Source organism: Nocardia sp. NBC_01377, from assembly GCF_045040005.1.
GTDB classification, from domain to species: Bacteria; Actinomycetota; Actinomycetes; order Mycobacteriales; family Mycobacteriaceae; genus Nocardia; species Nocardia noduli.
Genome location: NZ_CP109566.1, coordinates 3,324,251 through 3,350,622, shown reverse-complemented (window position 1 = coordinate 3,350,622; position 26,372 = coordinate 3,324,251). Strand labels below are relative to the sequence as shown.

General features: G+C 67.1%; 25 protein-coding genes, 2 tRNA genes and 2 pseudogenes. 14 read left to right on the top strand and 15 right to left on the bottom strand.

Features of this window, described 5'->3' with window-relative positions:
• Positions 1 to 33 precede the first annotated feature (33 nt).
• Together OG225_RS15470 and OG225_RS15465 are read right to left on the bottom strand one after the other, a co-directional pair.
• Positions 34 to 1,680 carry an alkaline phosphatase D family protein gene (locus OG225_RS15470; RefSeq protein WP_405182288.1) on the bottom strand — a complete coding sequence of 549 codons (1,647 nt, stop codon included), beginning with the start codon at positions 1,678 to 1,680 and terminating at the stop codon, positions 34 to 36.
• 83 nt (positions 1,681 to 1,763) lie between these two features.
• Positions 1,764 to 1,937, bottom strand: a complete 174-nt coding sequence (locus tag OG225_RS15465) for a hypothetical protein (protein WP_405182287.1) — start codon at positions 1,935 to 1,937, stop codon at positions 1,764 to 1,766.
• 356 nt (positions 1,938 to 2,293) lie between these two features.
• On the opposite strand from OG225_RS15465, the gene OG225_RS15460 reads away from it, so the two are divergent.
• Positions 2,294 to 3,301, top strand: coding sequence for a serine/threonine protein phosphatase (locus OG225_RS15460; RefSeq protein ID WP_405182286.1), 1,008 nt, complete (start codon positions 2,294 to 2,296; stop codon positions 3,299 to 3,301).
• A gap of 19 nt (positions 3,302 to 3,320) precedes the next feature.
• Here OG225_RS15460 and OG225_RS15455 read toward each other — a convergent pair whose 3' ends face one another.
• The 3 genes from OG225_RS15455 to OG225_RS15445 form a co-directional block, all read right to left on the bottom strand.
• A complete protein-coding gene (locus OG225_RS15455; protein ID WP_405182285.1) occupies positions 3,321 to 3,632 on the bottom strand; it encodes a hypothetical protein in 312 nt (103 codons plus the stop codon).
• Entirely contained in the window at positions 3,629 to 4,240 is a 612-nt protein-coding gene (locus OG225_RS15450) for a TetR/AcrR family transcriptional regulator (protein ID WP_405182284.1), read from the bottom strand. Before OG225_RS15450 ends, OG225_RS15455 begins: the two co-directional genes overlap by 4 nt.
• Positions 4,241 to 4,541: 301 nt before the next feature.
• On the bottom strand, positions 4,542 to 5,456 hold the full coding sequence (locus tag OG225_RS15445; protein WP_405182283.1) for an aminoglycoside phosphotransferase family protein: 915 nt from the start codon (positions 5,454 to 5,456) through the stop codon (positions 4,542 to 4,544).
• A 247-nt stretch (positions 5,457 to 5,703) separates the two neighbouring features.
• Here OG225_RS15445 and OG225_RS15440 point away from each other — a divergent pair, with 247 nt between their 5' ends.
• From OG225_RS15440 to OG225_RS15405, 8 genes and pseudogenes are all read left to right on the top strand, one after another.
• Entirely contained in the window at positions 5,704 to 6,435 is a 732-nt protein-coding gene (locus OG225_RS15440) for an alpha/beta hydrolase (protein ID WP_405182282.1), read from the top strand.
• Positions 6,436 to 6,788: 353 nt separating this feature from the next.
• The gene (locus OG225_RS15435; protein WP_405182281.1) at positions 6,789 to 7,253 is read left to right on the top strand and encodes a hypothetical protein; all 465 of its coding nucleotides are present in this window, start codon (positions 6,789 to 6,791) and stop codon (positions 7,251 to 7,253) included.
• Positions 7,250 to 7,531 (top strand): annotated as a pseudogene (locus OG225_RS15430) (transcriptional regulator); the annotation flags it as partial. The gene OG225_RS15435 and the pseudogene OG225_RS15430, both read left to right, overlap by 4 nt.
• A gap of 458 nt (positions 7,532 to 7,989) precedes the next feature.
• The gene (locus tag OG225_RS15425; RefSeq protein WP_405182280.1) at positions 7,990 to 8,793 is read left to right on the top strand and encodes an LLM class flavin-dependent oxidoreductase; all 804 of its coding nucleotides are present in this window, start codon (positions 7,990 to 7,992) and stop codon (positions 8,791 to 8,793) included.
• Between the two features lie 185 nt (positions 8,794 to 8,978).
• The gene (locus tag OG225_RS15420; RefSeq protein WP_405182279.1) at positions 8,979 to 9,416 is read left to right on the top strand and encodes a VOC family protein; all 438 of its coding nucleotides are present in this window, start codon (positions 8,979 to 8,981) and stop codon (positions 9,414 to 9,416) included.
• A 179-nt stretch (positions 9,417 to 9,595) separates the two neighbouring features.
• Complete coding sequence (locus OG225_RS15415) at positions 9,596 to 10,855, top strand: FAD-dependent monooxygenase (RefSeq protein WP_405182278.1); 1,260 nt, start codon at positions 9,596 to 9,598, stop codon at positions 10,853 to 10,855.
• Between the two features lie 66 nt (positions 10,856 to 10,921).
• Positions 10,922 to 11,347, top strand: coding sequence for a pyridoxamine 5'-phosphate oxidase family protein (locus tag OG225_RS15410; protein ID WP_405182277.1), 426 nt, complete (start codon positions 10,922 to 10,924; stop codon positions 11,345 to 11,347).
• Positions 11,348 to 11,483: 136 nt separating this feature from the next.
• The gene (locus OG225_RS15405) at positions 11,484 to 12,869 is read left to right on the top strand and encodes a phenylacetate--CoA ligase family protein (RefSeq protein WP_405182276.1); all 1,386 of its coding nucleotides are present in this window, start codon (positions 11,484 to 11,486) and stop codon (positions 12,867 to 12,869) included.
• A 205-nt stretch (positions 12,870 to 13,074) separates the two neighbouring features.
• Here OG225_RS15405 and OG225_RS15400 read toward each other — a convergent pair whose 3' ends face one another.
• The 3 genes from OG225_RS15400 to OG225_RS15390 all read right to left on the bottom strand — a co-directional run bounded on the left by OG225_RS15400 (position 13,075) and on the right by OG225_RS15390 (position 15,639).
• The gene (locus tag OG225_RS15400; RefSeq protein WP_405182275.1) at positions 13,075 to 13,482 is read right to left on the bottom strand and encodes a YybH family protein; all 408 of its coding nucleotides are present in this window, start codon (positions 13,480 to 13,482) and stop codon (positions 13,075 to 13,077) included.
• A 144-nt stretch (positions 13,483 to 13,626) separates the two neighbouring features.
• Positions 13,627 to 14,769, bottom strand: a complete 1,143-nt coding sequence (locus OG225_RS15395; protein ID WP_405182274.1) for an LLM class flavin-dependent oxidoreductase — start codon at positions 14,767 to 14,769, stop codon at positions 13,627 to 13,629.
• 255 nt (positions 14,770 to 15,024) lie between these two features.
• Entirely contained in the window at positions 15,025 to 15,639 is a 615-nt protein-coding gene (locus OG225_RS15390) for a TetR/AcrR family transcriptional regulator (RefSeq protein WP_405182273.1), read from the bottom strand.
• A gap of 49 nt (positions 15,640 to 15,688) precedes the next feature.
• On the opposite strand from OG225_RS15390, the gene OG225_RS15385 reads away from it, so the two are divergent.
• Together OG225_RS15385 and thrS are read left to right on the top strand one after the other, a co-directional pair.
• The gene (locus tag OG225_RS15385) at positions 15,689 to 18,931 is read left to right on the top strand and encodes a carboxyl transferase domain-containing protein (RefSeq protein WP_405182272.1); all 3,243 of its coding nucleotides are present in this window, start codon (positions 15,689 to 15,691) and stop codon (positions 18,929 to 18,931) included.
• Between the two features lie 217 nt (positions 18,932 to 19,148).
• Entirely contained in the window at positions 19,149 to 20,402 is a 1,254-nt protein-coding gene (gene thrS, locus OG225_RS15380; RefSeq protein ID WP_405182271.1) for a threonine--tRNA ligase, read from the top strand.
• A 230-nt stretch (positions 20,403 to 20,632) separates the two neighbouring features.
• Here the strand turns inward: thrS and OG225_RS15375 are convergent, their stop codons facing one another.
• The 4 genes from OG225_RS15375 to OG225_RS15360 all read right to left on the bottom strand — a co-directional run bounded on the left by OG225_RS15375 (position 20,633) and on the right by OG225_RS15360 (position 22,474).
• Positions 20,633 to 20,776 (bottom strand): hypothetical protein, encoded by a 144-nt coding sequence (locus OG225_RS15375; protein WP_405182270.1) that lies wholly within the window; start codon positions 20,774 to 20,776, stop codon positions 20,633 to 20,635.
• 250 nt (positions 20,777 to 21,026) lie between these two features.
• Positions 21,027 to 21,102 (bottom strand) — tRNA-Lys (locus OG225_RS15370).
• 4 nt (positions 21,103 to 21,106) lie between these two features.
• Positions 21,107 to 21,182: transfer RNA gene (locus OG225_RS15365), tRNA-Glu, on the bottom strand.
• Positions 21,183 to 21,478: 296 nt separating this feature from the next.
• A complete protein-coding gene (locus OG225_RS15360) occupies positions 21,479 to 22,474 on the bottom strand; it encodes a helix-turn-helix transcriptional regulator (RefSeq protein ID WP_405182269.1) in 996 nt (331 codons plus the stop codon).
• Between the two features lie 61 nt (positions 22,475 to 22,535).
• On the opposite strand from OG225_RS15360, the gene OG225_RS15355 reads away from it, so the two are divergent.
• Both OG225_RS15355 and OG225_RS15350 read left to right on the top strand, forming a co-directional pair.
• On the top strand, positions 22,536 to 23,120 hold the full coding sequence (locus OG225_RS15355) for a DinB family protein (protein WP_405182268.1): 585 nt from the start codon (positions 22,536 to 22,538) through the stop codon (positions 23,118 to 23,120).
• A complete protein-coding gene (locus tag OG225_RS15350) occupies positions 23,117 to 23,578 on the top strand; it encodes a VOC family protein (protein WP_405182267.1) in 462 nt (153 codons plus the stop codon). Before OG225_RS15355 ends, OG225_RS15350 begins: the two co-directional genes overlap by 4 nt.
• 11 nt (positions 23,579 to 23,589) lie before the next feature.
• Here the strand turns inward: OG225_RS15350 and OG225_RS15345 are convergent, their stop codons facing one another.
• On the bottom strand, positions 23,590 to 24,060 hold the full coding sequence (locus OG225_RS15345; RefSeq protein ID WP_405183545.1) for a hypothetical protein: 471 nt from the start codon (positions 24,058 to 24,060) through the stop codon (positions 23,590 to 23,592).
• Here OG225_RS15345 and OG225_RS15340 point away from each other — a divergent pair.
• Positions 23,942 to 25,172, top strand: a pseudogene (locus tag OG225_RS15340) (ABC transporter substrate-binding protein). The gene OG225_RS15345 and the pseudogene OG225_RS15340 sit on opposite strands and share 119 nt — an antisense overlap.
• Here OG225_RS15340 and OG225_RS15335 read toward each other — a convergent pair.
• Both OG225_RS15335 and OG225_RS15330 read right to left on the bottom strand, forming a co-directional pair.
• Positions 25,109 to 25,363, bottom strand: coding sequence for a hypothetical protein (locus OG225_RS15335; RefSeq protein ID WP_405182266.1), 255 nt, complete (start codon positions 25,361 to 25,363; stop codon positions 25,109 to 25,111). The pseudogene OG225_RS15340 and the gene OG225_RS15335 overlap by 64 nt on opposite strands.
• 334 nt (positions 25,364 to 25,697) lie before the next feature.
• A complete protein-coding gene (locus OG225_RS15330) occupies positions 25,698 to 26,009 on the bottom strand; it encodes a hypothetical protein (RefSeq protein ID WP_405182265.1) in 312 nt (103 codons plus the stop codon).
• Positions 26,010 to 26,372 lie beyond the last annotated feature (363 nt).

The window sequence follows — 26,372 nt, the reverse complement described above, 5'->3', positions numbered from 1 at the left end:
CGATATGCAACCGGTAAGGGTGAGCTTCGCTACTCATCGCGGTGGCGGCTCGGCCAGTGCCGAGTTGTCCTCGGGTGCGTCGACCGGATCGTCGGGCCGCCATGCCTGACGCACGCCGGGCACGCCTGCCTCGACCACGAATCCGGCGCGGGTGCTGATCGGCGCACCGGGCGTGCGAATGTAGGGAACGACCCGGAAATCGTTGCGCCACAAACGATGATCCAGTTCGACGCGGACGTACCCGCGTTGCGCGTTGAAGAATTTCACGTCCGGGTTCGCGTCGAGCAGCAGGCGCCCGGTGTCGTTCATGTCGGCTCCGTCGCGGCCGGTGCTGATCGAAGTCCCGATGAATTCCGAGGCGACGACGGGGGATCGCGGATCGGAGTAGTCGCCGCGTAGATCGACCGCGCAGTTCTGATGACGGTCACCGGTGATGACGACCATATTGTCCACCTCGCGCCGGGCGGCGGCGCCCAGCACGGCGTCGCGGTCGGCGACGTAGCCGTCCCATCCGTCGGTGCCGACGGCGATATCGGGTCCGGGATCGTAATCGGACTGTCCCATCGCGACCTGATTCCCGATGATCTGCCATCGCGCGGTCGACCGGGTGAAACCGTCGATCAGCCAATCCCGTTGAGCCGCGCCGAGAATTGTGCGGTCGGCGGCGAAGCGGTCCTCGCAGTCCTCGACCAGGCCGCCGTCACCGCATGCCTGTGCCGTGCGGTACTGGCGGGTGTCGAGCATGGTCAGGTCGGCGAGATCGCCGAAGGTGTAGCGGCGGTGCAGGCGCAGGGACGGGCCGGACGGCATCTGCGCGAGCCGCAGCGGTTGGTGTTCGTACATCGCCTGGAAGGCGGCGGCGCGGCGGCGACGGTACAGCCACCGCAACCGATGGATGTCGAGTCCGGTTCCGGGAGATTCGCCCGCCCAGTTGTTGTCGACCTCGTGATCGTCCATGGTGACCACCCAGGGGAACGCCGCGTGCGCGGCCCGGAGCGCGCCCTCGGACTTGCCCTGGGCGTAGAGCAGTCGGTATCCGGCCAAATCGACCGCTTCTTCGCGGGGAAACGGCGCGAGCGGCGCGTCGGCGCGTCCCCTGGTGAAGGTCTTCTCGTAGATGTAGTCGCCCAGATGGACGACGAGATCGAGATCCTCCGCAGCCATGTGCTCGTAGGCGGTGAAATGCCCGGAACTCCAGGACTGACAGGAGGCGAAGGCGAATCGCATCCGTTCGACGGCCTGTCCCTGCGCGGGCGCGGTGCGGGTCCGTCCGGCCGGGGAGATCGCGGAACCCGCGCGGAATCGGTAGAAGTACCAGCGGTCGGGTGTGAGCCCGTGCACCTCCGGGTGCACGCTGTGGCCGAGTTCGCGGGTGGCCACCGCACTGCCGCGCGCGGCGATCAGGCGGAACTGCGCGTCGTGGGCCATCTCGTAGTCGACGGTGACGGGCGCGCGTGCCATCCCGGCGAGCCCGTCGGGAGCCAACGGGTCGGGGGCGAGCCGCGTCCACAGCACCGCCCCGTCCGGGGTGGGATCGCCCGAGGCGACACCGAGCGAGAAGGGGTGACCGAGCAGACGCGGTGCGGCGAATCGCGCACTGGAGGCATTCGCCGCACCGGCCAGTAGCGCCGCCGATCCGGCAGCGCCCATCTGTATCAATCGCCTGCGGGACAGGGCCATATCTCAGGGTAGATCAAATGGAGACGGCCTCTCCGATTCCGGTGCTGCCCCGTCGACGACGCGGTTGTGGTTCGGCGAGCGGGTCAGAAGCAGACTTCGACACTTCCCAGTGGGAAGCAGAGGACGACCGATCCGGTCTGGGTGACGCCGGGGGAGGTGGATGAGGGCGTCGCGGCCGAAGCGATCGGAGCCGCGATGACGCCCAGAGACAATGTGATGGCGGTGGCAGCAAACACCCGTCTGGCTTTCGAAGACATATCGTGACTTCCTTTGCTCGTACCGGTTGAATTCCTCTAGCGGGTCGCCCCCCAGTGTTCGCCGGGAACGCGAGAGTTACCAGACACGAAAACATCAAGATGAGCGCGGGGAAATACCGATGCGAACACGGGTGAGCTATCGAGGAGTAACCCCGTAACGGTTCGCGAATAATACCGACGGGCGGTCAATTCGTGCGTAAACCTGCCGTGACCATCATTTTCCCCCGCTTCGGTAACCGTGACGGTTCGGTGACCAGACAACAACGCGCAGGCGTGCCGGTTTTCGAGCGCTGCGCGTCGGCGATCACAGCGAATCGGATATCGCCGCGCGTCGTCGTCGGTGGCAGAATCGCGCGGTGACAGCTGCGAGGAGTGCCCGCCACCGGAGACTCGCGGCTTCCCTGACTGCCCGCAGCGACATTCAGCTCGCGGAACTCGTTGCCACGGGTGCGTCCGAAAACGTGGGGGTGGGCGGCGGCTCGACAGTCCTCGACGTCGACGGCACACCGGTGTTCACCAAGCGCATCCCGCTGACCGATCGAGAACTCGCGCGTCCGGGCGGCACCGCGAACCAGTTCGACCTGCCCGTGTTCTGCCAGTACGGCGTCGGTGGTCCGAGCTTCAACGCATGGCGTGAGCTGGCCGCCAACGTCATCGTGACCGACGGTGTGCTCGCCGGTGCGACGCGGGCGTTCCCGATGCTCCACCACTGGCGGGTGCTTCCCGGCCGGTCGCCGATCGCCGACGAACACGCCGACATCGACACGGTGGTCGCCGCCTTCGGTGGCAGCCCCGCCGTGCGTGCCCGCCTCGAAGCGCAGGCCGTCGCGTCGTGCAGCCTCGTGCTGTTCTGCGAATACATCCCGCACCCGATCCTGGACCTGCTGCGCGAGGACCCGGTCGGCACCGCCCCTGCGGTTGAGCGGCAGTTGTCGGAAATCGTCACGTTCCTCGATGACCGGGGACTGCTGCACATGGACGGCCACTTCGGCAATATGCGCAGCGACGGGCAGCGGATCTATCTCAGCGATTTCGGGCTGGCTACTTCCCCGCATTTCGACCTGTCGCCCGCTGAACGCGCCTTCGCCGAACGCCACGTCACCCATGACGCCGACTACGCCGCCATGCGGTTGGTCAACTGGCTGGTGACCGATGTGTGCCGAATACCGATGCCGACCAACGGCGGCCCGGTCGACCGCAACGAGTACGTGCTTCGATGCGCCTCCGGTGACATACCGGACGACGTATCGCCGGTCGTGGCCGCGATCCTGCTCGAGCACGCGCCCGCCGCCGCGAGAACGAACGCCTTCTACCGGAAAGTGTTCGGCGGCGACATCCACGCCGAATACCGACCGCGGCGATAGTTGCCGCAGTGTTCCACGGTCATGATGACTCGGTGGATAAACTCCTGGTGCTGGTCAACGGTCTTCCCGGCTCGGTCGTCTCGAGGAGGCCGGTCTTGCCACCCCCGGCGACGGCGAGTACCGCGTCGATGGACCCACGCTCGGCCACCTGGTCGATCAGCGCTTGCCTGCCCTCGGGCGTGGACAGGTCTGCCTCGATATCGGCATCGCCGAGGTCGCAGCCGATGACCTCGGCGCCGCGCTCGCGCAGCATCGTCGCGGTCACGGCACCGATGCCCGATGCGGAGCCGGTCACGACATACGCACGCCCGGCAACCTCTGTATACGTCATTCGGTTCCTTCCCCTTGCGGGCCCCTATAGGGGCGTGCACTCGTCGCGCGGTCGAAGAGTTCGACCAGTTCGTTTCCGCAGAGAACGGGATCGATTCCAGCGGAAAGGAGTGGGACCACACTGTCGATGGAGGCCCGCAGCACCGCTGCCATGACCTGCGTATCGAACGGGCGGAAGGCTCCGGTGCGTTGGCCCTCCGTGAACAGTTGGGCCAGGCGATTCAGCGATTCGACGTGGTGACGCTCCCAGGCACCGTGACCGCCGTTGAGAAGGATCTGCTGGAGTGCCAGCACCTGCGGCAGGTGATCGGCGATGAACGCCACGTTCGCCCGGATGACGGTGGCGAGCAGTTCACGCGCCCCGGTCGCGGCCTCCAGGGCGGCCCGCATGTGGGTTTCGGCGTTGTCGACGATCTGATCGGCGACGGCCGCGAACAATTCGTCCTTGCTGGAGAAGTGGTAGGTGATCAGCCGCTTGCTGCTGAGCCCGGCCCTGTTGCAGATGGCCTCGAAGGTGGTGGCCTGGTAGCCGAGTTCTCCCAGCAGGGCGACGGCGGCACCGGCGATCTGGTGCCTGCGGGCCGCGGTCGCCGCCTGATGGGCAGTCATCACCACCGCACCCACTTACCCGCCCCGGCGCACCTATCGCCCCGCCGCTCGACATGGAAGAGGATTTCGTTATCCATGCGAATAACATATCCGTGTGGATAACATCAGGGCAACCGGGAGGAACCCGGCCGGTGGCCTCCCGGAACCGAGCGCCTGACGAGTTCGACACCAGTACAAGATGATTGCGGTAGATGACGCGATCCTTGCGCCCAATCCTCGGCAGTCACCGCGACTTGCAGCCGGTGAGGCGATCCTTGACGGCACTCCTGCAACGCGGGCAACGACATTCGGGTAGCGATGGTCAGTGGTGGGTCGCGATCAGTCGTCGCAGTGCGGCGTGGGCGGGTGGGCCCCAGGTCGGCTTACCACCCGCTCGGCCGTGGACTCCGGCGTCTCCGATGAGAATGCCGGCGAAGGACCGCAGCACCGCGTATCCGCGAGCGCGGCGCAGGGTCGCGGCGTCCGGTGTCGGCCGGTAGGCGTCATGGAAGCGGTCGGTGGCACCGTCGGGCAGCAGAATCCACGCGGCGGCGAGATCGAACGCGGGGTCGCCCGCGAAGAGATCGCCGAAGTCGATCACGCCGCAGATCGTGCCGTTCGCGGTGAGGACATTGGCCGGATGCAGGTCGCCGTGCAGCCATATCGCCGGGCCGGTCCAGGCGGGCGCGGTGACCGCGTCGCCCCAGACCGCGCGGACGGCGTCCGGATCGGGGATCAGCCCCAGTTCGGTGGCCGAGGCGAGCTGGTCGGCGAACATTCCGGCACAGTCGACCAGCGGTGCGCCACGGTTGCGGCCGGTGGGCGCGTGTTCGGGCGCGGGTCGGTGAAGGGCTGTCAAGAAGGCGGCCAAGGTGGTCGCCGCGTCCGTAGCGCGCGTGACGGGAGCGCGGTCGGCAGGCTCGCCCGGCACCCAGGTGGTGACGATCCACGGTCGCGGAAACCGCTCGGAGGGTTCACCGAAGCGCTGCGGAACCGGAACCGGCAGCGGAAGCCCCGGAGCGAGGGCAGGCAGCCAGCTGTACTCCTTGTGCAGCAACTCATCCGCCGATTCCGTTGCCCAGGGCAATCGAACGGCCAGGTCGTCGCCGAGGCGCCACAGCTGGTTGTCCCAGCCGCGCGCGCCGAGCCGCACAGGATGATCGGCCAGGTCGGGATGCTGGTCACGCAGCAGGTCCCGCACCAACTCCGCGGTCATCTCGATCTCGGTGTGCGTCATGCGGATCGACGGTAGTCGGTACCACGACGGTGAGCGCGTCCGATACACCAGGCGGCGCGATCGAGGGCCCGGATAACCCGTGGCGGACCACGGCCCGCCACTGCTAACCTCCCGGAGACCGTGCGAGAGAACGAGGAGGTGGTACCCGTGAACGCAGTATCGACGTGGGTGCTCCTCTCCGGGGTCACGGTCGGGCGATAGGTCGTCCGGGAGCGCCTCTTCCAGTGCACTCCCGAAAGGCACGACTATGCAATTCACTTCTGAACAGCGCCTCGACGACGGCGTCTTCGAGCGCGAATTCACTCTCGGCGAGATCCCCGGTGTCCTGTGGACGCCCGGATCCGTCTCCGCACCGTGGCCGCTGATTCTGATGGGCCATCCCGGCGGACTCCGGATGATGCACCCCCGGCTGGTGGCCCGGGCCCGGCAAGCCGCGGCGGAGGGTTTCGCCGCCGCCACCATCGAACTGCCCGGAAGCGGTGATCGACCCCGTTCTGCCGCCGCCGAGCAGGCCCGGGCGGACCTGCGCCGGGCGATCGGCGCCGGTGAGCCGGTCGACGACGAGATCGTCGACCGGCTGGTCCTCCCGTTGGTCGACCAGGCCGTCCCGGAATGGCGGTCCGCTCTGGATGCCCTCCTGTCGCTGCCGGAGATCGGTGGTCCGATCGGATATTCGGGTGGGGTGATCTCCATCGGCGTCCGGTTGGCGGTGGTCGAGCCGCGTATTTCGGCCGCGGTTCTGTTCGCGGGGAGTTTCGTGCCGCGCATCATGTTCGAGGAGGCCCGGCAGGTCACCATTCCGCTGCATGTCCTGCTGCAATGGGACGACGAAGGAAACGACCGGCGAATGGCACTGGACCTGTTCGACGCTCTGGGCTCCAAGGAGAAGACACTGCACGCCAACATGGGCGGGCACACCGGTGTTCCGCAGTTCGCGGGCGAGGAGGCGAACCGGTTCTTCGCGCGGCACCTGAAGTGAGGCAGGGCCGTCGGGCCGCCTGCACACGATAGAAATCCTCTGCCGGACGCCGCCGTCGAGACCCGGACTTCCCTCGATGGCGGCACCCGACAGATGCGCAATGCCCGATCGCGGCGGTACCGGCCATCGGTGGTACCGCTACGTTCGGGCGTCCGAACGCACCCTCGTCCCGCTGCGCGAGTCCGGCGACATCATCGGATGCCTGCTCCCCTGCGACCCCGTCTCGAGATCGAACAGGGACTGCCCGGTTCACCGGTCTGCACGTTCCGACACGAGTATCAATTCGCGCAGCCCTTGACTTTCCTACTCGGAAAGTGGACTCTTACTTTCCAGGTAGGAAAGTGAGGTCACCCATGGAGAACATCGCTCCGGATCAGGCACGCGCCGCGCTGGACTCTGTCGAGCACGCGCGCCGCCGAGTGGCCGAGGAGGTCGGGCTGCCGCGCGGATACTGGTGGGCGATGGCCGCGGGCTGGGTCGTGCTCGGCCTGATCGGGGACATCGGGCCGCAGTGGCTGATCATCGCCGCGACGCCGATCTTCGGCGCCGGGCACGCTTTCGCTGCCTCACGGCTGCTCGACGGGCGTCGCCGCACCGATCAGGTGCGGGTCAGCGCGGCCGTGGCCGGACGTCGCACCCCGATCGTGGTGGTGGGCATGCTGCTCGCGCTCGTCGTCGTCACCATCGGTGTGGGGATGGCCCTGGACGCGGACGGTGACCGCAACCCCGGAATCTGGGCGGGCGTACTCGTCGCGGCGATCATCGGTTTCGGCGGTCCGGAAATCCTTCGCGTCCTACGGCGTTGGTTCCGCGCGTGACGCAGGCCCGTTTCGACGAACTCATCCATCCCAGCACCCGGCTCTCACTGGTCGCGACCCTGGCGGCCGCCGACTGGGCGGAGTTCGCCTTCCTCAAAGACCGCCTGGGACTGTCGGATTCGGCCCTCTCCAAGCAGCTCGCGACCCTGGAGAGGGCCGACTACGTCACCACCGAACGTCGCCTGGACGGCAACCGCCACAAGGTCCGCGCCCGCCTGACCGACCGCGGGCGAGACGCCTTCACCGGCCATATCGCCGCCCTACAGGAAATCGTCGCCGCCGCGACCTCCACGGCCCCGACCACAACACTTTCGTCACCCCTCGGCGCGGGGTCCGCCGACGATCGCCTCGATCCGCCCGACCGAACAGGAGCCCGACATGGGAATCTTCCGCAAGACCACACGTGACCCCGAAAAGCCGACCGAGCAACAGCCCGCAGCCGAACAGCCTCGGTCCGAGCAGGTAGCCGCGCGCCGCCGTCGACGTCGCTTCCTTGGCGGCGCGTACACGGGCGGCGGAAGTGGAAGCTGACCACGTCGGCCCGGATCCGCCGACTCGGCACCGATGAAAATCCGCGTGCCGGATCACATCTCCGGATGACGAGATGTCTGGATCGAACGCACTCGTCCGCCGAGTCCGGAGCGTTCGCAGGAGCATGTGCGCGATTTCGGCACCGATGACTTTCGGACGGGTCCGCCGTCGATGCTCTGGATGACCGAACGACAGGAGACGAGACATGACGAGACCGTTTCGATTCGGGGTGGTTGCCCCGCTCATGACGGACGTGGTGACGTGGCGAGATCGCGCGCGCCGCATCGCCGACAGCGGCTACTCGACGCTGCTGGTGCCCGACTTCCCGCTGACGCAACCGGCGCCCGGTCCCATGCTGGCCACCGTCGCGGCCATGACCGACCTGCGAGTGGGCACCTGGGTGTATGCCTCTCCGCTGCGCTCGGCCTGGATGACGGCGTGGGAAGCGCATTCGCTGTCGCTTCTCACCGATGGCCGCTTCGAGATGGGCATCGGCACCGGCAGACCGGGAATCCAGGACGAGCTCCTGGCCAAGGGCCTGCCCGTCGTTCCACCGAACGAGCGGCTGACACAGGTGCGCGAGACCGTCGAGGCGTTGCGAGATCTGGACGGCTCCGACCTGCACACGCCGGTGGCGATGGCCGTGCTCGGTCCGAAGGCGCGGGCGCTGGCGGCCGAAGTCGCGGACACGGTCACCTTCGCGCTGGGGGATCAGCCCCGCGCCGACGTCGAGCGGCTGGCACGTGACTTCCGGACCGTCGGGGACGTCGAGCTCGCGCTGGCCGTGCCGGTCATCGGTGACGCTGTCGCGCCGCACATGGCGCCGCCCGACACCGATCCCGCTGCGCTTCGCGCGGCGGACGCACTGACCGTGCTGCCGGACGACCCGGCGGCCGCCGTCGAGGAGATCCAGCGGCGACGCGAGGAGATCGGCTTCTCCTACTTCGTCTTCGGCGCCGACTTCGCCGAGAGGTTCGCCCCGGTCGTCGCCGAGCTCGCCGGACGTTAGTCCCGCGGTGTGGGACCGGGTTGGAAAAAGATCCGTAATTTCGTGTGCCGCGGATGTCGAGAACTCTCGACCGGCTCCGTCCCAGGGGTACGAACAGCACGACGGGCTCGACGACACACCGAACGTCAGCGCGCCCGAACCGAATCCGGCCGGAATCGGCCGCGACGAACCGAAGGAGAATTTCCATGACGATCCGCCGGATGGATCATGTCGGCATCGTGGTCGAGGATCTCGCGGCCGCTGTCGCGTTCTTCCTCGAACTGGGTCTGGAACCGGAGGGTGAAGCGACCGTCGGGGGACCGTGGGCCGACGATCTCCTCGGCTTGGAGGGAGTCCGAGCCGATATCGTCGTCGTTCGGACTCCGGACGGTCATACCCGGGTCGAGCTCTCGACCTTCCACTCGCCGGTGACCACCGGTACCGCGCCGAACGCGCCGGTGAACACCCCGGGGGTCCTTCGCCTGACATTCGTCGTCGACGACGTCGAAAACGTCCTCGGCCGCCTGCGTACCCACGGCGCCGAACTCGTGGGCACGGTCGCCCAATACGAAGACATCTACCGCTACTGCTACCTCCGCGGCCCCGACGGCACCCTGATCGGACTGGTCGAGGAACTCCGCTGAACGACACACCTCCCGCGCCGGGCCGAACGCGTGCTCACGCAGAATTCCGTGTGTGTGCCCGATCTCGACCGCACCGATGAATTCGGCGCGGACACGCCGTCGATACCGCTGAATACACCGACAGCGGTGACCCCGTGACTGGACCGTTCCAGCGCGGGAGCAAACACATGGAGGCAACGATGAGCGTCGACAACCCCGCGCACGAGCAAACGATCCGGACGGCTAACGCTCCCACCGTGTTGGTGGCGGGCGCGAGCATCGCGGGACCCGCGCTGGCACACTGGCTGCACCGGCGCGGGGCCGCGGTGACCGTGGTGGAGCGGGCCGCCGAGCTGCGTCCCGGCGGGCAGGCGGTGGACGCGCGCGGGGTGACCAAGGAGGTCATCCGCCGGATGGGGCTGGACGCAGCGGTACGCGCGGCCTGCACCGACACCGCGGGCGCGCACACCATGGACGTGGACGGGAACGTGCTCGAGACCTTCCGCGCGGAGGACGACGGCGGCGACGGGTACATCTCCGACATCGAGATCCTGCGCGGAGACCTGTCCCAGGTGCTCTACGACGACACCCGCGACGGTGTCGAATACATCTTCGGTGACCGGATCGCCGAGCTCACCCAGAACGCGGACGGGGTCGACGTGGTCTTCGCCGGTGGTGACCGGCGGCGCTTCGACCTGGTGATCGGCGCGGACGGGCTGCACTCGGCGCTGCGGGCGATGGTCTTCGGACCGCGCGAGCGGTTCATCCGCCATCTCGGGCTCGTGCTGGCTTTCTACAGTGTGCCCAACGAGTTCGGGCTGGACCGCTGGCTGCTCGACTACCAGGAGTCCGGTCGCTCGGCCGGGCTGCGGCCCATCGGTGACGCCGCCCGGGCGATGGCCATGTTCTCCTTCGCCTCGGAGGACTTCGATGTCGACTACCGCGACGTCGCGGCCCAGAAGCGCCTGCTGCGCGAGCGGATGGCCGGGATGGGGTGGTCGACCCCGCGCATCCTCGCGCACCTGGACGACACCCATGACTTCTACCTCGACCAGGTTGCCCAGGTGGTGATGGACCGCTGGTCGAGCGGACGGGTGGGACTGCTGGGGGACGCGGCGTTCAGCTCGTCGCCGATGTCCGGGCAGGGCACCGGACTCGCCCTGGTCGGCGCGTACCTGCTGGCCGGAGAGCTGGCAGCCGCCGGATGGGATCCGGAGGCGGGGTTCGCCGCGTTCGAGGCGCGGATGCGCCCGTTCGTCGAGGCCAACCAGGAGATCGGCCGGTTGCACGCTCACAGCCTCGCCGTTCCCGCGCCGGAGGCCGAGTCGAAAACGCAGCCCGACATCGAATGGGACCTCGACCTGATCGATCGCGCGATCAACGGCATCGAGTTGCCCGACTACGCGGGGGTACCGGACTCCGGGGCCGAATCGCTGATCAGCACGTCGACCGAGTCCTAGGCGGCGAGTCGGGCGCGGGACGCGGGGTAGGATTCGAATGTATGTTCGAATCCTACGGGGGTTTGTATGCGTCCACTACGCCCGGCGGAGATCGCGGAACTCTTGGCCGATGAGGTATCGGCGCACCTGGCGACCGTCGACGAGTCCGGATACCCCCACGTCACACCCGTCCGCTTCGTGTGGGACGGCGACTGCTTCCGGTTGACCGATGTCGCCGATCGTCCGCATCTGCGTCGTATGCGATCCGACCCGCGCGTGGGCTTCGTCGTTCATCGGGAGGTCGGAGCGCGCAGCGGGGGCAGGCAGGTGTCGCGTGAGATCCGCGTGACGGGGGAAGCGCGGCTGACCGACGATGTCGATGGATCGTGGACCTCGCGAATTCGGGAGAAGTACGCCAGGAGATCGGGCGACGACGGGCATTGTGAGGAAACGGCCGATCGGGTGCTCGTCACCATCACTCCGTCGCGATTCTGCGCGGTGGCGGTCGGCTGAGAGAAGTGTGCGCAGGGTCTGCGCCGGCGGGACCGACCGAACCGGGCCCCTGCGCGGTCCGCCCGCGGGCTACGTTGCCTGTCAGAATCGCAGGCGACGTCCACCGAGCACACTTCTTCGGAAAGGCCCCGCGCGCATGGCATCCGATCCACACACCCGTCTACTGGCGTTGTTCCGGCAGACCGCCGCCACCGTGCCCGCCTACCGGGATTTCCTGGACGAGCACGGGATCGACGCGGCGACCATCACCGACGCGGCGGGTTTCGCCGCCCTGCCCCTGATGACGAAGGCGAACTACCACCAGCGTTTCGCGCTGCCGCTGCGGTGCCGGGAAGGGAGGTTGACCGGCTGCGATGTGATCGCGGTGTCGTCGGGTTCGACAGGAACGCCGACCTTCTGGCCGCGCTCGACGACCGACGAAGCCGCAGCGGCGCTCCGGTTCCGCCAGGTTCTCGTCGACGGGTTCGACGCCGCCGAGCGCCGCACCCTGGCCGTGGTGTGCTTCCCGCTGGGAACGTGGGTCGGCGGTCTGTACACCGCGAACTGTTTGCAGGTGCTGGGCGCGCGGTTGCCGCTGACCACGATCGCGCCGGGCAACAACAAGGCCGAGATCTTGCGCGTCGTCCCCGAACTCGGCGAATATTTCGACCAAGTGGTGCTTTTCGGGTATCCGCCGTTCCTCAAGGACGTCATCGATTCGGGCCTGCGCGCCGGTGTCGAATGGTCGCGCTATTCGGTGAAAATGGTGCTCGCGGGCGAGGTGATCAGCGAGCAGTGGCGCGACCTGATGGGAGTGCGTGCCGGGCTCGATCCGGAACGCGACATCGCGGCGCTCTACGGGACCGCCGACGCGGGAGTCCTCGCCAACGAGACGCCCGCGAGCGTGCGGATCAGACGATTCCTGGCCGACCGTCCCGACGCGGCGCTGGAACTGTTCGGCCGCGACCGGCTGCCGACCCTACTGCAATACGACCCGGAACAGCGCTACTTCGAAAGTGTCGACGGCACACTGGTGTTCACCGCCGACACCGGCGTGCCGCTGATCCGCTACCACCTCGCCGACGACGGCGGCGTGCTCACCCGCGAGCAACTCGAGCAGTTCTGCCTGGCGCGTGGATTCGACCCGGGCGAGATGCCCGACCTTCCTTTCGTGTACGTGTTCGGGCGCGCGTTGCACGCGGTTTCGGTGTTCGGCGCCAACGTGTTTCCGGAAACGGTCACGATCGGTCTGGAGCGGGCGGGGATCAGCGAGTGGGTGACCGGCAAATTCGTGCTGGAGGCGTGGGAGGACGCCGATCGGGATGTCCTGCTGAAGGTAACCGTCGAACTCGTGCCGGGAGAAACGAACACCGCGGAACGGGCGGCCGCGGTCGCGAATTCCGTGTGTGAGGAATTGGTTCGGCGTAACAGCGAATACGCGAATTATGTTCCGGCCGAGCGCAGATTACCTCTGGTCGAATTGCGGGACGCGGGTGATCCGGAGTATTTCCCCGTCGGCGTGAAACATCGCTATACGAGGTGAAATCCGGGCCGTGGAGACCCGCGTCATCCCACGGGCGGGAACGCCGGATAGTGTGAATCACCGCCACCGCTCGTGGGCGGCGGTGATTCACGTGGAACCCCGGATGCATCGGGTGCCGACTCCGAGGAACATCTCGAAAATGTCATGTGACCTGGTATTTCGCGAGTAGTTGCAGTCGGTGCCGATGCGCGCTCGACGCAGTTCGTCAGCTCGTCTCGATCTCGAGGGGGAACGAGTGGTGTTCGTGGGAGACCACCCAGCGCCCCTGTTGTCGGCGCAGGCCCAGTGTCAGGCGTAGCCGTTTGGCCGGGTCTCGCGCGAAATCCTCCGCGGTGCCGCACAACAGCAACGCGTATGCGAAGGCGATATCGCCGCCGACTTCGATATCGAGTGAGACGATTTCGAAATTCGCCCCCTGGGCCTGCCAATCGAAAAAGGCGGGCCAGGACTCGCGATAGGCATCGATACCCCGCACACCCTCCTGCGGAGGCGGCACATCGAACATCACGATGTCTTCGGCGTGGTCGGCGAGGGATCCCGCGAGATCGCCCGCGTGCACCGCCGCCGCCCATCGCTCGATCAGGATTCGGATCTGCTTCTCGTCATCGGACATATCGATTCGTCGTCCCTTTCCGTCCGGCCGCTGAGGATGCGCGTGCCGACGCCTTCCGCAAAGCGTGCCGAAAACCGCACGGCGGCGCAATGAATCACGCGTGACGAAACATGTTCGGAATACGGCGGGGGGTCGACGAGTCGATCAACTGGTGGGGGAAGCGGCGAACGGTGTCGATGCCGTGACGGTGGCACGCCCGTTCGGGTGGCGCCACAATCCCTTGCGCTCGAGGATCGGCAGCACGCCTTCCCCGAACCAGTACGCCTCTTCGAGGTGCGGGTAACCGGACAGAATGAAATGGCTGATGCCGACCTCGGAGTATTCGATGAGCCGTTCGGCTACTTCCTCGTGGGAGCCGACGAGGGCGGTGCCCGCGCCGCCACGGACCAGGCCGACACCCGCCCACAGGTTCGGGGCGATCTCGAGACGGTCGGTCCTGCCGCCGTGCAGGTCGAGCATCCGGCGCTGACCTTCGGATTCGCTGCGTGCCAGACCGGCTTGGACACGTTCGATATCGGCGGGATCGATACCGGCCAGCAGGCGGTCCGCCTCGGCCCACGCCTGGCCGGAGGTGTCGCGGCTGATGACGTGGACGCGCAGTCCGTAGTCCAGGACCCGGCCTTCCAGGTCGGCCTGATGGCGCACGGCCTCCAGTTTGCTGCCGACGGCGGCCAGCGGCTCGCCCCAGGTGAGGTAGGTGTCGGCGTACCGCGCCGCGACCGGAAGCGCGGCTGCGGAGGAACCGCCGAAGAAGACCGGCGGCAGCGGATCGGGCCGGTTGCTCAGCAACGCGTCGACGACCCGGATGTGTTCACCCTCGAAGCTGATCGGCTCATGGGATTGCCAGAGTTCGCGCACCACCCGCAGGAATTCGCCGGTGCGGGCATAACGCTGTCCCTTGTCGAGGAAATCGCCGTATGCCTGCTGTTCGTGCGGCTCGCCCCCGGTGACCACGTTCAGCAGCAGTCTGCCGCGCGAATGCCGCTGGAAGGTCGCCGACATCTGCGCGGCCAGGGTGGGGCTGACCAGGCCCGGCCGGAAGGCCACCAGGAATTTCAACGCCTCGGTGGAATCGACCATCATGGCGGTGGTGAGCCAGGCGTCCTCGCACCACGCGCCGGTCGGGGTCAGCACCGCCTCGAAACCGTTGTCCTCGGCGGCGGCGCCGATCTGGTTCAGATAGCGCAGCGACGCGGGCCGGTCACCGGACATGAAGGTGCCGTGCCCGCCCGCGATCAAACCGCGGGAATCGCCGTAGGTGGGCAGGAACCAGTGGAACGACAGCATCGAAGCCACTCCCTTCGCGAAGCCGGAGGACAGGGTCGTTGCGATCGGCGGCGCGCGGCACCGCATCGGCGGCATCGCGGGTCGCTTCCGGATGGACCGCAATTATCCATGATTGGTGTGACGTCGGAGGTTGTCACGGGTTCGAACCAGCATGATCGGAATGCCGTGACGGGAATTCCGACGAGCGCCTGGTGCGGCGGGGCCTCCTCTGCCCGGGGCGGTGAGTGATGGCGGAAACGGGGCTGAACTGCGAGATCAGGATCGCAGACCGAGCAGCGACTCGGCCACGATGCCGATCTGTTCGCGATATTCGGACCGGGCCGCCGCAGAGGCGTTCCCGCGATCCAGCGTGCCCCGGGTGAGGGTGTAGCCGATGGTCTCGGCGATCACCCGCGGCGGCACGACCGGGGTCAGCGTGCCCGCGTCGAATTGGCGCTCCAGGTAGCGGGTGAACCGCCGGATCGGGCGTTCGGCGATCTCCTCGGCCAGCGGCGCGAGCGTCGGGTCCACCGCGCCACGCTCGTCGATGAGGCGCAGCAGCGGTCCGGCGGCCTCGACGGCGGCGGCGAAGGTGTCGATGGTGGCGCGCAACATGACTCGCGGATCGTCGGATTCGAGATCGGGCTCCTGCGCGGCGAGGAAGCCGTCGCGAACCCGGATCGCCAGCGCGTGGAAGATCTCTTCCTTCGAGGCGAAATAGACGTACATCGTCGCGCGGGCGACGCCCGCCTCGGCGGTGATGGCGGCGACGGTGGTGTTCGCGTATCCGCGTGCGGCGAAGACGCGCGCGGCGGCGTCGAGCAGTGCGCGATGCCGATCGGTATGCGAACGTTCGCGCGCCCCTCTGACCGCCCAGGTGGAGTGGGTCACGCCCCCATGGTGGTTGACGTTGACGTCAATGTCAACGAGACTTGCTGGTATGCGCGTCGCTGTGGTGAACCGAGGTGAGATCGCGGTCCGGGTACTTCGAGCCGCCCGCGAGTACGGATACGAGACTCTCGCGGTCTACACAGAGGACGAATCCGACGCCGCACACCTACGGCTCGCCGATGACACCGTGCTGCTGCCAGGCCGGGGCGCCGCCGCGTACCTCGACGTACAGGCGGTGGTCAGGGCCGCGCGTAAAGCGGGCCAGGGCGCCCTGGTCCACCCAGGATACGGATTCCTCAGCGAGAGCGCAGATCTCGCGGCGGCGTGCACGGCCGCCGACCTCACCTTCGTCGGACCGACCCCCGATGTGCTGCGGATATTCGGCGACAAGGTCGCCGCGCGGGCTGCCGCCAAACTGGCGGGCGCACCGGTGCTGCCCGCGACGGCCGCGGGCGGCGGGCTCCCCGAGATCGCCGCGCTGCTGCAACGTTATCCGGAGGGCGTCATGGTCAAGGCGGCCGCCGGTGGCGGCGGGCGCGGGATGCGCGTCGTCCGCGATCCGGCCCGGCTTCAAGCCGCCTACGAGCGGTGCCGCGCCGAGGCGTTGGCCGGATTCGGTGACGACACTGTCTACGCCGAGGCGCTGGTGCCCGCCGCCCGTCATATCGAGGTGCAGATCGTCGCCGACGGCAGGAACGCGGTGGCGGTGGGTGACCGCGATTGCAGTGTGCAGCGCCGTCAGCAGAAATTTCTCGAGATCGCGCCCGCACCCGGCCTCGGCGAGGCGCTGCGGACCCAGTTGCACCACGACGCGGTCGAGATCGCGGAATCGGTGCGCTGTCGCGGCGTGATCACCGTGGAATTCCTGGTCAGCGGCGACAAGGCATGGTTCCTCGAGGTCAACCCGCGACTTCAAGTCGAACACACCGTCACCGAGGAGGTCACCGGACTCGATCTGGTCGCCATCCAGCTCGGTCTGGCGCAGGGGCGCGGCGTGGCAGAACTCGGGGTGCGCTTCCCCTACGAAGACCTGGGCGCGGAGACCTCGCCCCCGGTCGACATCGCCCCGACACGCTACGCCGTGCAGGCCAGGGTGAACGCCGAAATCCTCACCGCCGGTGGGGAAGTGCTGCCCGGTAGCGGCACCATCGGCCGCTTCACCACCCCGACCGGCGCGGGCGTGCGGGTCGACACCGCCGTGTATCCCGGGATGCGGCAGGGCACACATTTCGATTCGCTGCTGGCCAAGATCGTCGTCCGCGGGGCGACCTATCCCGCCGCGCTGCGCCGTTGCGCCGACGCGCTGACCGAAACCGTCATCGGGGGCGTCGACACCAATCTCACCCTGTTACGCGCCGTCGTCGCCGAACTGTCGGAGCTCGCCGGCCGTTCCGACGAGGCCGTCACCACCTCGTGGTTCGAGTCGCGGTTGCACGACCTGCTGACCAGGGCGGCCGAATTCGGCGACGAGTTCGAGATCTCCGATCCCGACGAGCCCACCCGCCCGTCGGTGCAGACCACGCTGGACGAGGACGAGCGGGCCCTGCGCTCGCCGATGGGTGGGACCGTGGTCGCGCTCGCCGAACCGGGAACGGTGGTGGCCGCTGGTGCGGAGATCGCGGTCCTGGAGGCGATGAAGATGCATCATGTGCTGCGCGCCGACGAACCGCTGCGGGTGCTGCGCCACGTCGTCGCTCCCGGCGACACCGTCGATCCGCACACACCGCTGCTGGTGTGGGAGCGTGCCGACCACACCGGCGACGACGACATCGCCGTGGCAACCGACCTGGACGCGATCCGGCCCGATCTCGCCGAAGTACACGAACGGCACCGCTACACCCTCGACGAGGCCAGGCCCGAAGCGGTCGCCAAACGGCATCGTCTCGGGCGCCGCACGGCACGGGAGAACATCGCCGACCTCGTCGACGATGACAGTTTCGTCGAATACGGCGGACTCGCCGTCGCCGCGCAGCGGGCGCGACGCAGCCACGACGACCTGATCGCCAACACCCCCGCCGACGGCCTGATCGCCGGCCTCGCCACGATCAACGCCGACCGATTCGGCGCCGACGCCACACGCGCGGTGGTGCTGTCCTACGACTATTCGGTCCTCGCGGGCACCCAGGGCATGCGCAATCACGTCAAGACCGACCGCATGCTGGAAATGGCGCACGAGCGTCGACTTCCGGTCGTGTTCTTCACCGAGGGCGGCGGCGGCAGGCCCGGCGATACCGACTACGCGGGCATCTCCGGATTGGATGTCACGACATTCCGGGCAATGGGCGCGCTGTCCGGGCGGGTGCCCCTGATCGGCATCGTGTCCGGGCGATGTTTCGCCGGAAACGCCGCGCTGCTCGGTATGTGCGATGTCGTCATCGCCACCCCCGACGCCAATATCGGCATGGGCGGCCCGGCGATGATCGAGGGCGGCGGGCTCGGCGTCTACCGGCCGGAGGACATCGGCCCGATCGATGTGCAGCGACGTAACGGCGTGGTGCATATCGTGGCCGCCGACGAAGCCGAAGCCGTCGATATCGCCCGCCGCTATCTCACGTATTTCCAGGGGGCGAGCGACACGTGGGAAGCGCCCGATCCCCGCTTCGCACGCCACGTGGTTCCGGAGAACCGTCTGCGGGCCTTCGATATTCGCGAGGCGATCACCTCGGTCGCCGATATCGGTTCGGTTCTCGAATTGCGCCGGGACTGGGGGCTCGGGGTGGTGACCGCGCTGGTGCGGGTCGAGGGCAGGCCGTTCGGACTCGTCGCCAACAACTGCCACCACCTCGGCGGTGCCATCGACGCACCGGCGGCGGACAAACTCAGCATGTTCCTGCGCCTGTGCGACGCCCACGGTCTGCCGATCGTCTCCCTGTGCGACACGCCGGGTTTCATGGTCGGTCCGGAGGCCGAAACCCACGCGACCGTCACCAAGTTCAGCCGCCTGTTCATCGACGCCGCCGCCCTGTCGGTGCCGTGGGGCACGGTCATCCTGCGCAAGGGTTACGGACTCGGCGCGCAGGCCATGGCGGCGGGCTCGTTCCGCGCACCGCGTTTCGTGATCGCCTGGCCCACCGGCGAAATCGGTGGAATGGGCCTCGAGGGCGCGGTCCGCCTGGGCTTCGCCAAGGAACTCGCCACGATAGCGGACGCCGACCAACGCCAGGAGGCATTCGACAATCTCGTACGCGCCGCCTACGACCACGGCAAGGCGCTCACCGTCGCCACCGTTCTGGAATTGGACGACGTCATCGACCCCGCCGACACCCGACGCTGGCTGTCCACCCTGCGCTGAGATCGGAACCGATCGTGGCGTAACACGATGTGGCCTGCGAAAACCTGCCTCGATCTCGATGAACCCAGACGTTCTCGATAAATCGAGTATCGCTTTCATCGTGTTGCGGAGTATCGTGCCCGACATGCAGCGCGCTTCCTTCACCACGACGCCGGACGACGTCCCGGCGCGCTGACTCTTTCCTGATCAAGCCCCGGGCAGATGCCCGGGCTTTCGCGTGCGGTCATCTGCCCTCGACTACGAGGAGACCCACGTGCACGACCACCGAAAACTGGGCCGGGAACTCGGCCTGTTCGACACCGACCCACTGATCGGGGCCGGATTGCCCTACTGGCTACCCGACGGCGCGATCGTGCGCCACAGTCTCGAGGAATACATCCGGACCGCGGAGCGAGCGGCGGGCTACCAGCACGTCTACTCACCGGTGCTCGGCAAACGAGAACTGTACGAAATCTCCGGCCACTGGGCACATTACAACGACGATATGTATCCGCCGATGGACATCGGTGGTGAGCAGGTGGTGCTGCGTCCCAGCCTCTGCCCGCACCACGCGGTGATGTACCGGTCCCGCTCCCATAGCTACCGCGAACTACCCCTGCGGATGGCCGAACTCGGCGCGATGTACCGCTCGGAACTGTCCGGTGTCCTGGGCGGTTTGACCCGTGTGCGAGGCATCCAACTCAACGACGCGCACATCTTCTGCACCCTCGACCAGGTCGCCGACGAAGCTACCGCCGCGCTGGCACTGATCGGTTCCGCCTACCGCGCCATGGGGATCACCGGTGCGCGGTACCGGCTTTCACTGCCGGGGGCGGGCAAGAAATACGTGGCAGCGCCGGACATGTGGCAGCGGGCGACCGAGATTCTGCGGCAGGTGCTCGACCGGTCCGGCACTCCGTACGACGCCGTCGAGGGCGAAGCCGCGTTCTACGGACCGAAGATAGACATCCAGGTCCGCGACCATGTCGGCCGCGAATCGACCCTGTCCACCGTGCAGGTCGACTTTCATCAACCGGAGCAGTTCGACCTGCACTACATCGGTGCCGACGGAGCCGAACATCGGCCGATCATGGTGCACCGCAGCATCATCGGAAGCGTCGAGCGCACGGTCGCGCACCTCGTCGAACATCACGGCGGGGCCTTCCCTGCCTGGCTGGCCCCGGTCCAGGTAGTGGTGCTGCCGGTTTCCGGCGCACAGGAACTCGACGCCGATGAACTTCTCGAGCGCTGCCTGGGCGCGGGTCTGCGCGCACGCGTGGACCACAGCGAGGCAGGAAGTCTCGGGGCGCGGGTGCGCGAGAACCGGCTGGTTCCCTATCAGTTCATCGTCGGCGAGACCGAAGCCGTCAGTGGGGAAGTGGCGGTGCGGTTGCGCGACGGGCGTCGCTTGGCCGCCCGATCATCCGGCGAGGTCATAGCCCGAATCCATGCCCTGATCGAGGCGCACGACACTCGTTTGTGGATCGATTGATCCTCGGCTGCGACAGGTATTTCGTTGCGTGGTCGGCGTCCCGCGTTCGCATGACAGCGGGGACTCCGACCATGCAGCCGGAAAGTCGTCCGGTCCGTGAAGCACCGCCACATACGGCTGAAATCCATTTTCAGCCGTATCCTGTCAGCGGAATACGGGCGACGACCTGCCACAGGTACAAGTTTCCACCTGTCGCAGGTAAGGGTCGCCGAACGCCTCGACAGGTAGGCTCACCGAGCAGTCCACAATCCGAAGAACTCACGTACTTCTGCGACCGCCGTGTGCCGACGTAACTTCTCGGCGATCTCGGTCAGTGTCGTTTGCAGTCGAGTCGAGGCCACCTTGCTGACGCCCTGGAAGTTCTCGATGAGCACCCCGCAACCATCGGCAATCGCCCGGCCTGAACGTAGTTCTGAGCCAGTCGGACCTGCCAGGCAATCTGTTCGCGCGGGTATGCCGACTGTTGGGTGCACTTGCAGGTGGCGGTGAAACTGCTGCCGCCGGAGTGAATGTGGACGCCGAGAGCCGACCGCTGCTACCCGACGCAGAATCTCACACCCGAAAGAATTGCGGTCGACGTTGGTTGCGGTCTTCTGCCGAGTGCTGGCGAAGAAGGGGTAATTCTGGTGCTCCCAGTAGGAATCGAACCCACGACCCGCCGATTAAAAGTCGGCTGCTCTACCGATTGAGCTATAGGAGCGTCGTGACGCAGATCGGAATCGAACCGACGAAAGTCCTGAATGAAAGTCAGGCTGCCCATGCCATCAGAGCGACTGCGCCGAATCCACGGCGGGGTCGCCGAGGTTTGCGGGTAGCGGAACCGAGGCCCCGACTGGACGTCAGGCGGGGGATCGCCGCGAGCATCGGGGCGGGAACGGTTTCGCGCACACGATTTTCGTGACGGTCTCGAACTCGTGTGGTTCGCGTTTCGCGAATTCGGTCATCGTGTGCTCCTTCCTCGATGTCGTGAATTCGACGGTAGCATCGGCGTGCCGCGCTTCGAAACCTATTTATTTCGAGGCGCACTCGCTGATCGGTGGGCGCGTGCCAGGCACCTCGATAGCCGTTGCGGCGGGTTATGAATCCTCGGCGGGTGGCGGAGATATGGTCTTGCCCGCCGCCAGAAGTCGTTGCGCGAGTACGTGACAGCGCTTCACCAGTTCGGGAGGATCGAGTACTTCGAAGGTGTGGCCGAGCAGGAGTACGTGGGCGAGGACGAAATCGAGTTCGGCACCGCCGCTGAGTACCTCGCAGTACCCGTTGTCACGTTGTCGAACGACGGCGGCCGATGCCGGGATCTGCGCCCGGACGGTCTCGGCTGGGGCGTGCACCAGGAAGCGTGCCCGGTGCGGGTAGACGCGGCTGGCCACGCCTTCCTGGACGTAGGTGGCCGCGTCGGGTGCGGGGCGCGGGTGGAAGCGCCAGGTCCGCGCGGACACCTCGGTGATGCGGTCGACGCGGAAGCTGCGCCAGTCGTCGCGATCGAGGTCGTAGGCGAGTAGATACCAGCGTCGGTCGGAGGCGACCAGGCGGTAGGGCTCGACTCGGCGTCGTCGACGCACATCGCCGGATGGGTAGTCGAAACCGGCTTCGACTTCGTCACGGCAGGCTCTGGCCAATGTCATGAGCGTTTCCGGATCGACCGGCGTGCGGCCGCCGCCGAAGGATTCCACCGCGTCGGACAGGGCGCGCACCTCGTGGCGCAGTCGGGTGGGCAGCACCCGGTCGAGTTTGGTCAGGGCCCGCAGTGCGGCGTCGTCGGCGCCCGCGACCGCGCCGCCCGCACCCGCGAGCAACGAGACCGCGGTGGCGATGGCTTCCTCGTCGTCGAACAGCAGTGGCGGCAGATCCTGGCCGGGACCCAACTGGTAGCCGCCGCCCACGCCTTGACCCGCGCGCACCTGATAGCCGAGCGTGCGTAGCCGTTCGACGTCGCGCCGGACCGTGCGCGAGGTGACCCCGAGTCGGTCGGCGAGTTCCGGGCCCGACCACACCCGCCGCTGCTGCAAAAGACCGAGCAGGGTGAGCACTCGTTCGGTGGTGCCCCGCTCGTCACCGCCCGCGATATCCATAACGACACACTGCCAGAGATAGCGGACCGATTCTGTCCTCCAGTGGTGTCATGGTGGCGATATGGACACAGACGAACTCGAGTGGAATCGGACGCTGCGCGAGCAGTGGGAGTTCCACTGGAACCACCAGGTGCGTGCCAGGCTCGACGGTCTCACCGACGAGGAGTACTTCTGGTCGCCGGTGCACGACGCCTGGAGTGTGCGACCGCGCGGCACGTCGACCGCGCCCATCCAGGCGGGCGTCGGCGACTTCACGATCGACTTCGCCTTCCCCGAACCCGTCCCGCCCGCGTTCACCACGATCGCGTGGCAACTCGGTCACGTCATCGTCGGCATACTCGCCGCCCGCAACGCCTCCCATTTCGGCGCGCCCGCCGCCTCCTACGAGACCTGGGAGTACGCGGGGGACGCGACCACAGCACTGGCACAACTCGAATCCCAGCTCGACACGTGGCTGGCCGGACTGCGCGGGCTCGGGGAAGCCGGACTGCGGACGAAGGTCGGCCCGAAGGAGCCCTATCCCGAAGCGTCCATGGCCGATCTGGTGCTACACATCCATCGTGAACTGATCCATCACCTGTCCGAAGTCTGCTTGCTGCGCGATCTCTACTCCCACACGCGCGCCACGAACGGAGCAATTCGATGAGCCGCGACATCCAGGTCACTTTCGACGCCCACGATCCACGGGCACTGTCCACCTTCTGGCGCGACGTACTCGGCTATATCCATCCCGGCCCGCCCGGAGTCGACCTGCCCGCCGACGCCGACCCGCTGGCCGCCTGGGACGAGTTCCTTGCCCGAATCGGAGTGCCGCCCGAACAGCGCAACTCCAGATCGGCGATCGAGGATCCGCAGGGGCGCGGTCCACGAGTGTTCTTCCAGCAGGTGCCCGAGGACAAGGTCGCCAAGAACCGCGTCCACCTCGACGTCCGTGCCGCTCCCGGGCTGGAGGGGCAGGACAGGATGGCGGCGCTGGAGGCCGAAAGCGATCGGCTCGTCGGCCTCGGGGCGACACGGCTGCGCCGCCAGGAACCGGCGCCTCCGATGGAGGCCGGTTTCATCGTGATGACCGATCCCGAGGGCAACGAGTTCTGCCTCGACTGAGTTCGAACATGTCAGTGATCCAAAAAGATTCGATTCCGCGCGGCTTGCCGGTTGTCGTCGTCCTCGGTCGGATCCTCGGCGATCCGGCCGAGGCGCTCACGCACCTCACGGATCGACAGGTCGGCGTGGGTGATCCCGACGAGCCGTGTCCCGGATTCGCAATCGTCGAGACATTCGATCGCCCGTTCGCGCGCGAAGGCCGGGCTCAACCTGCTTGTCGTCACCGCGCATCGTTCACGGAGATACGAGTAGACGGTGGAATCGAACATCGCCTCGACCGTCTCGACACAGGGGGTGTGGCCGAGGCGGTCGAGGGCGTCGACGAGGCCGCATTGCGCACCGATACGGTCGGTGCCCCCGGCGGTGGTCGCGGTCAGGTATACGAGCAGTCGCGGACCGTCGGACGGTTCGGCGAGTCCGGCCGCCGAAGCCGCCACCCAGTACGTGAACAACAATCTCGGCGGTGTCGCGGGACGTCCCATCGAACTGATCGTCTGCAAGGAGAAGGAAGACCCGGTCAGCGCGCGCGACTGCGCGAATCAGCTGGTCGCGGCCGGGGTCAGCGCGGTGGTCACCCCCGCCAGCGGCCAGGGCGACGCGATCGTGCCGGTGGTCACCGCGGCGGGCATTCCCTACGTCACCTCGGTCGGACCGACCGCGAGCGAGATGACCACCGACAAATCATTCGTGCTCAGCGGCGGTATCCCCGCGACCTTCGCCGGTGCGGCGAAATTCGCGGCAAAACGCGGCTACCGACAGGTTCTGATGTTCGTGGTCGACGCGGGCACGGTGGTCACCGGTGTGAAGATCCTCGCCGATCCCGCCTTCCAGGGCGCGGGCGTCGGACTCACCATCGTCGGAATACCTGTCGCGACCCCCGGATACGACGGCCCGGGTCAGCACAGCACTCGGGCAGAATCCGGACGCGGTCGACATCGTCGGCGACTCGACCCTGTGCACCTCGGTCCTGGGCGTGATGGGCGCGCTCGACGCGACAGCCGACAAACTGGTCACCTCCACCTGCGCGGATCAGGACGTCATCGAGGCGGCGGGCCCAGCGGTCGAGGGCGCCTACATCTTCTCCACCAACGACGTGACATCCAACGACCCCGATACCGTCACCTTCCGCACCGTGATGGCCCAGTACGCGCCCGGCACCGACATCTACGGCTTCGCGTTCTCCGGCTACCAGCCCGTCCTCGGACTCGTCCGGGCGATGCAGAGCGTGCCGGGTGATTTCACGCCCGACTCGGTATTGCATTCACTGCGCGCGGCCAAGGACGTGCCGATTCCTCGGGTCCGGACTGACATTCACCTGCGACGGCACCCAGGTCTTCATCCTGCCCTCGGTATGCGGTCGCGGCGTCATCGTGTCCACGGTGAAGAACGGCAAGCCCTCCGACGCGCAGGTCATCGAATAGTTTCTGCGGAACGGCTCGAGGTTGCGACCGTGGGCCTCGCCCATGCCGCGTACGTCGAGAAGGCGCGTTCGGTCAGGCTGTTCGCTGAATGCCGTTGCGCGACCGATGGTTACGGGCTGGGCTGCGGGGCGTCGACGTTGCAGTCCTCGACCTTGGGATTCATGCCGAGGTAGTTGAGCGGCCCGGCGATGATGGTGACCGCGATGGTCCCGGTGCTGGCGCAGTTGGTCGGCGCGCTGTCGTAGTAGTCGCGTTGGGCACCGGCGATGACGCCGATGATGAGCCACACGAATACGATGACACCGACCAGGCTTGTCCCGCGCGAGCCGCGAATTCTTCGGGTGTTGCTGGCGTAGGTTCTCATTTCGACTCCTGCGGTTCGTTTCGGCGGGTTGGATTGTGGCGCCCACCGACGTAATGCCCGGTTCGGCCTGCGACAAACGGGGCCGAACCAATTCGACACAGCGGCAGCGGAATCCACCCCGGCGGATTTCTCCCGGAGCGGGATCCAGCCAGGTCGGTGCCCGGTGGTGGAAGATTTTCGGCGGGCATGTCCGAGAATGGTCGACGGCTCCGACGTTCGTGATGAGAGACGCCACCGGGGCGTCGACGATCCCGGGGAGTTCGAGATGAAGTACATGTTCTGACACGCAAATCGCAGCGAATACGCGAGGAATGCGCGTTCATGGGGGCATAGCCTACCGTTCGGCGCCCGTGACCGGTGGTTTCGGCTCTCCTGACAGCGGGTGTAGATCGGTGGCCGCCTTCGGATGGGGCTCGCCGGTCAGCGTCGAGAGTGCGTGAGCTACTTCCGGGAGACCGGCCCGGACGTAGGTCAGCGTCGCTCCGGTGGCCGTGTTCGGCGCGGTGGAGTGTCCGGCGTAGGCGCGGGCGACGGCGTAGCTGTATTCGCGCTCGACCCAGGTGAGTGTGGTGTGGCGTAGCCAGTGGATGCTGAACTGCAGGGACGCGGCCCAGGGCAGGTGCGGCGGGATGGTTGGCGCGATCATCGCTGATCACCCCCGTCAGCAAACTCTTCGCAGTGTCGGCACAGCTGTCGCAAGTTGGCAGATGCGGCAAGAGTTGCCGCAGTTCGGATGGTGTTTTCGCTGGTCGACGCCATGTATGCGAGACGGGGCTCGATCGCCTGGAGGCAACCAGATTGGTGCGAAAGTGTGTACGAGTACATGTACTGGTTATGCTGGGCGCTAGCGTAGGTTGATTCGGGTCCCGAAGTTGCTCTGTATATCATTGTGTGTGAATGCTTTTGGCATGTTGACGGCGAGTAGCTGGACGGGGGCTGGATGCTGACGGCGCTCACTGAACTTCGGCGAGCGCCGTCAGGGTCGCAATGACGGCCATCGTGGTCCTTT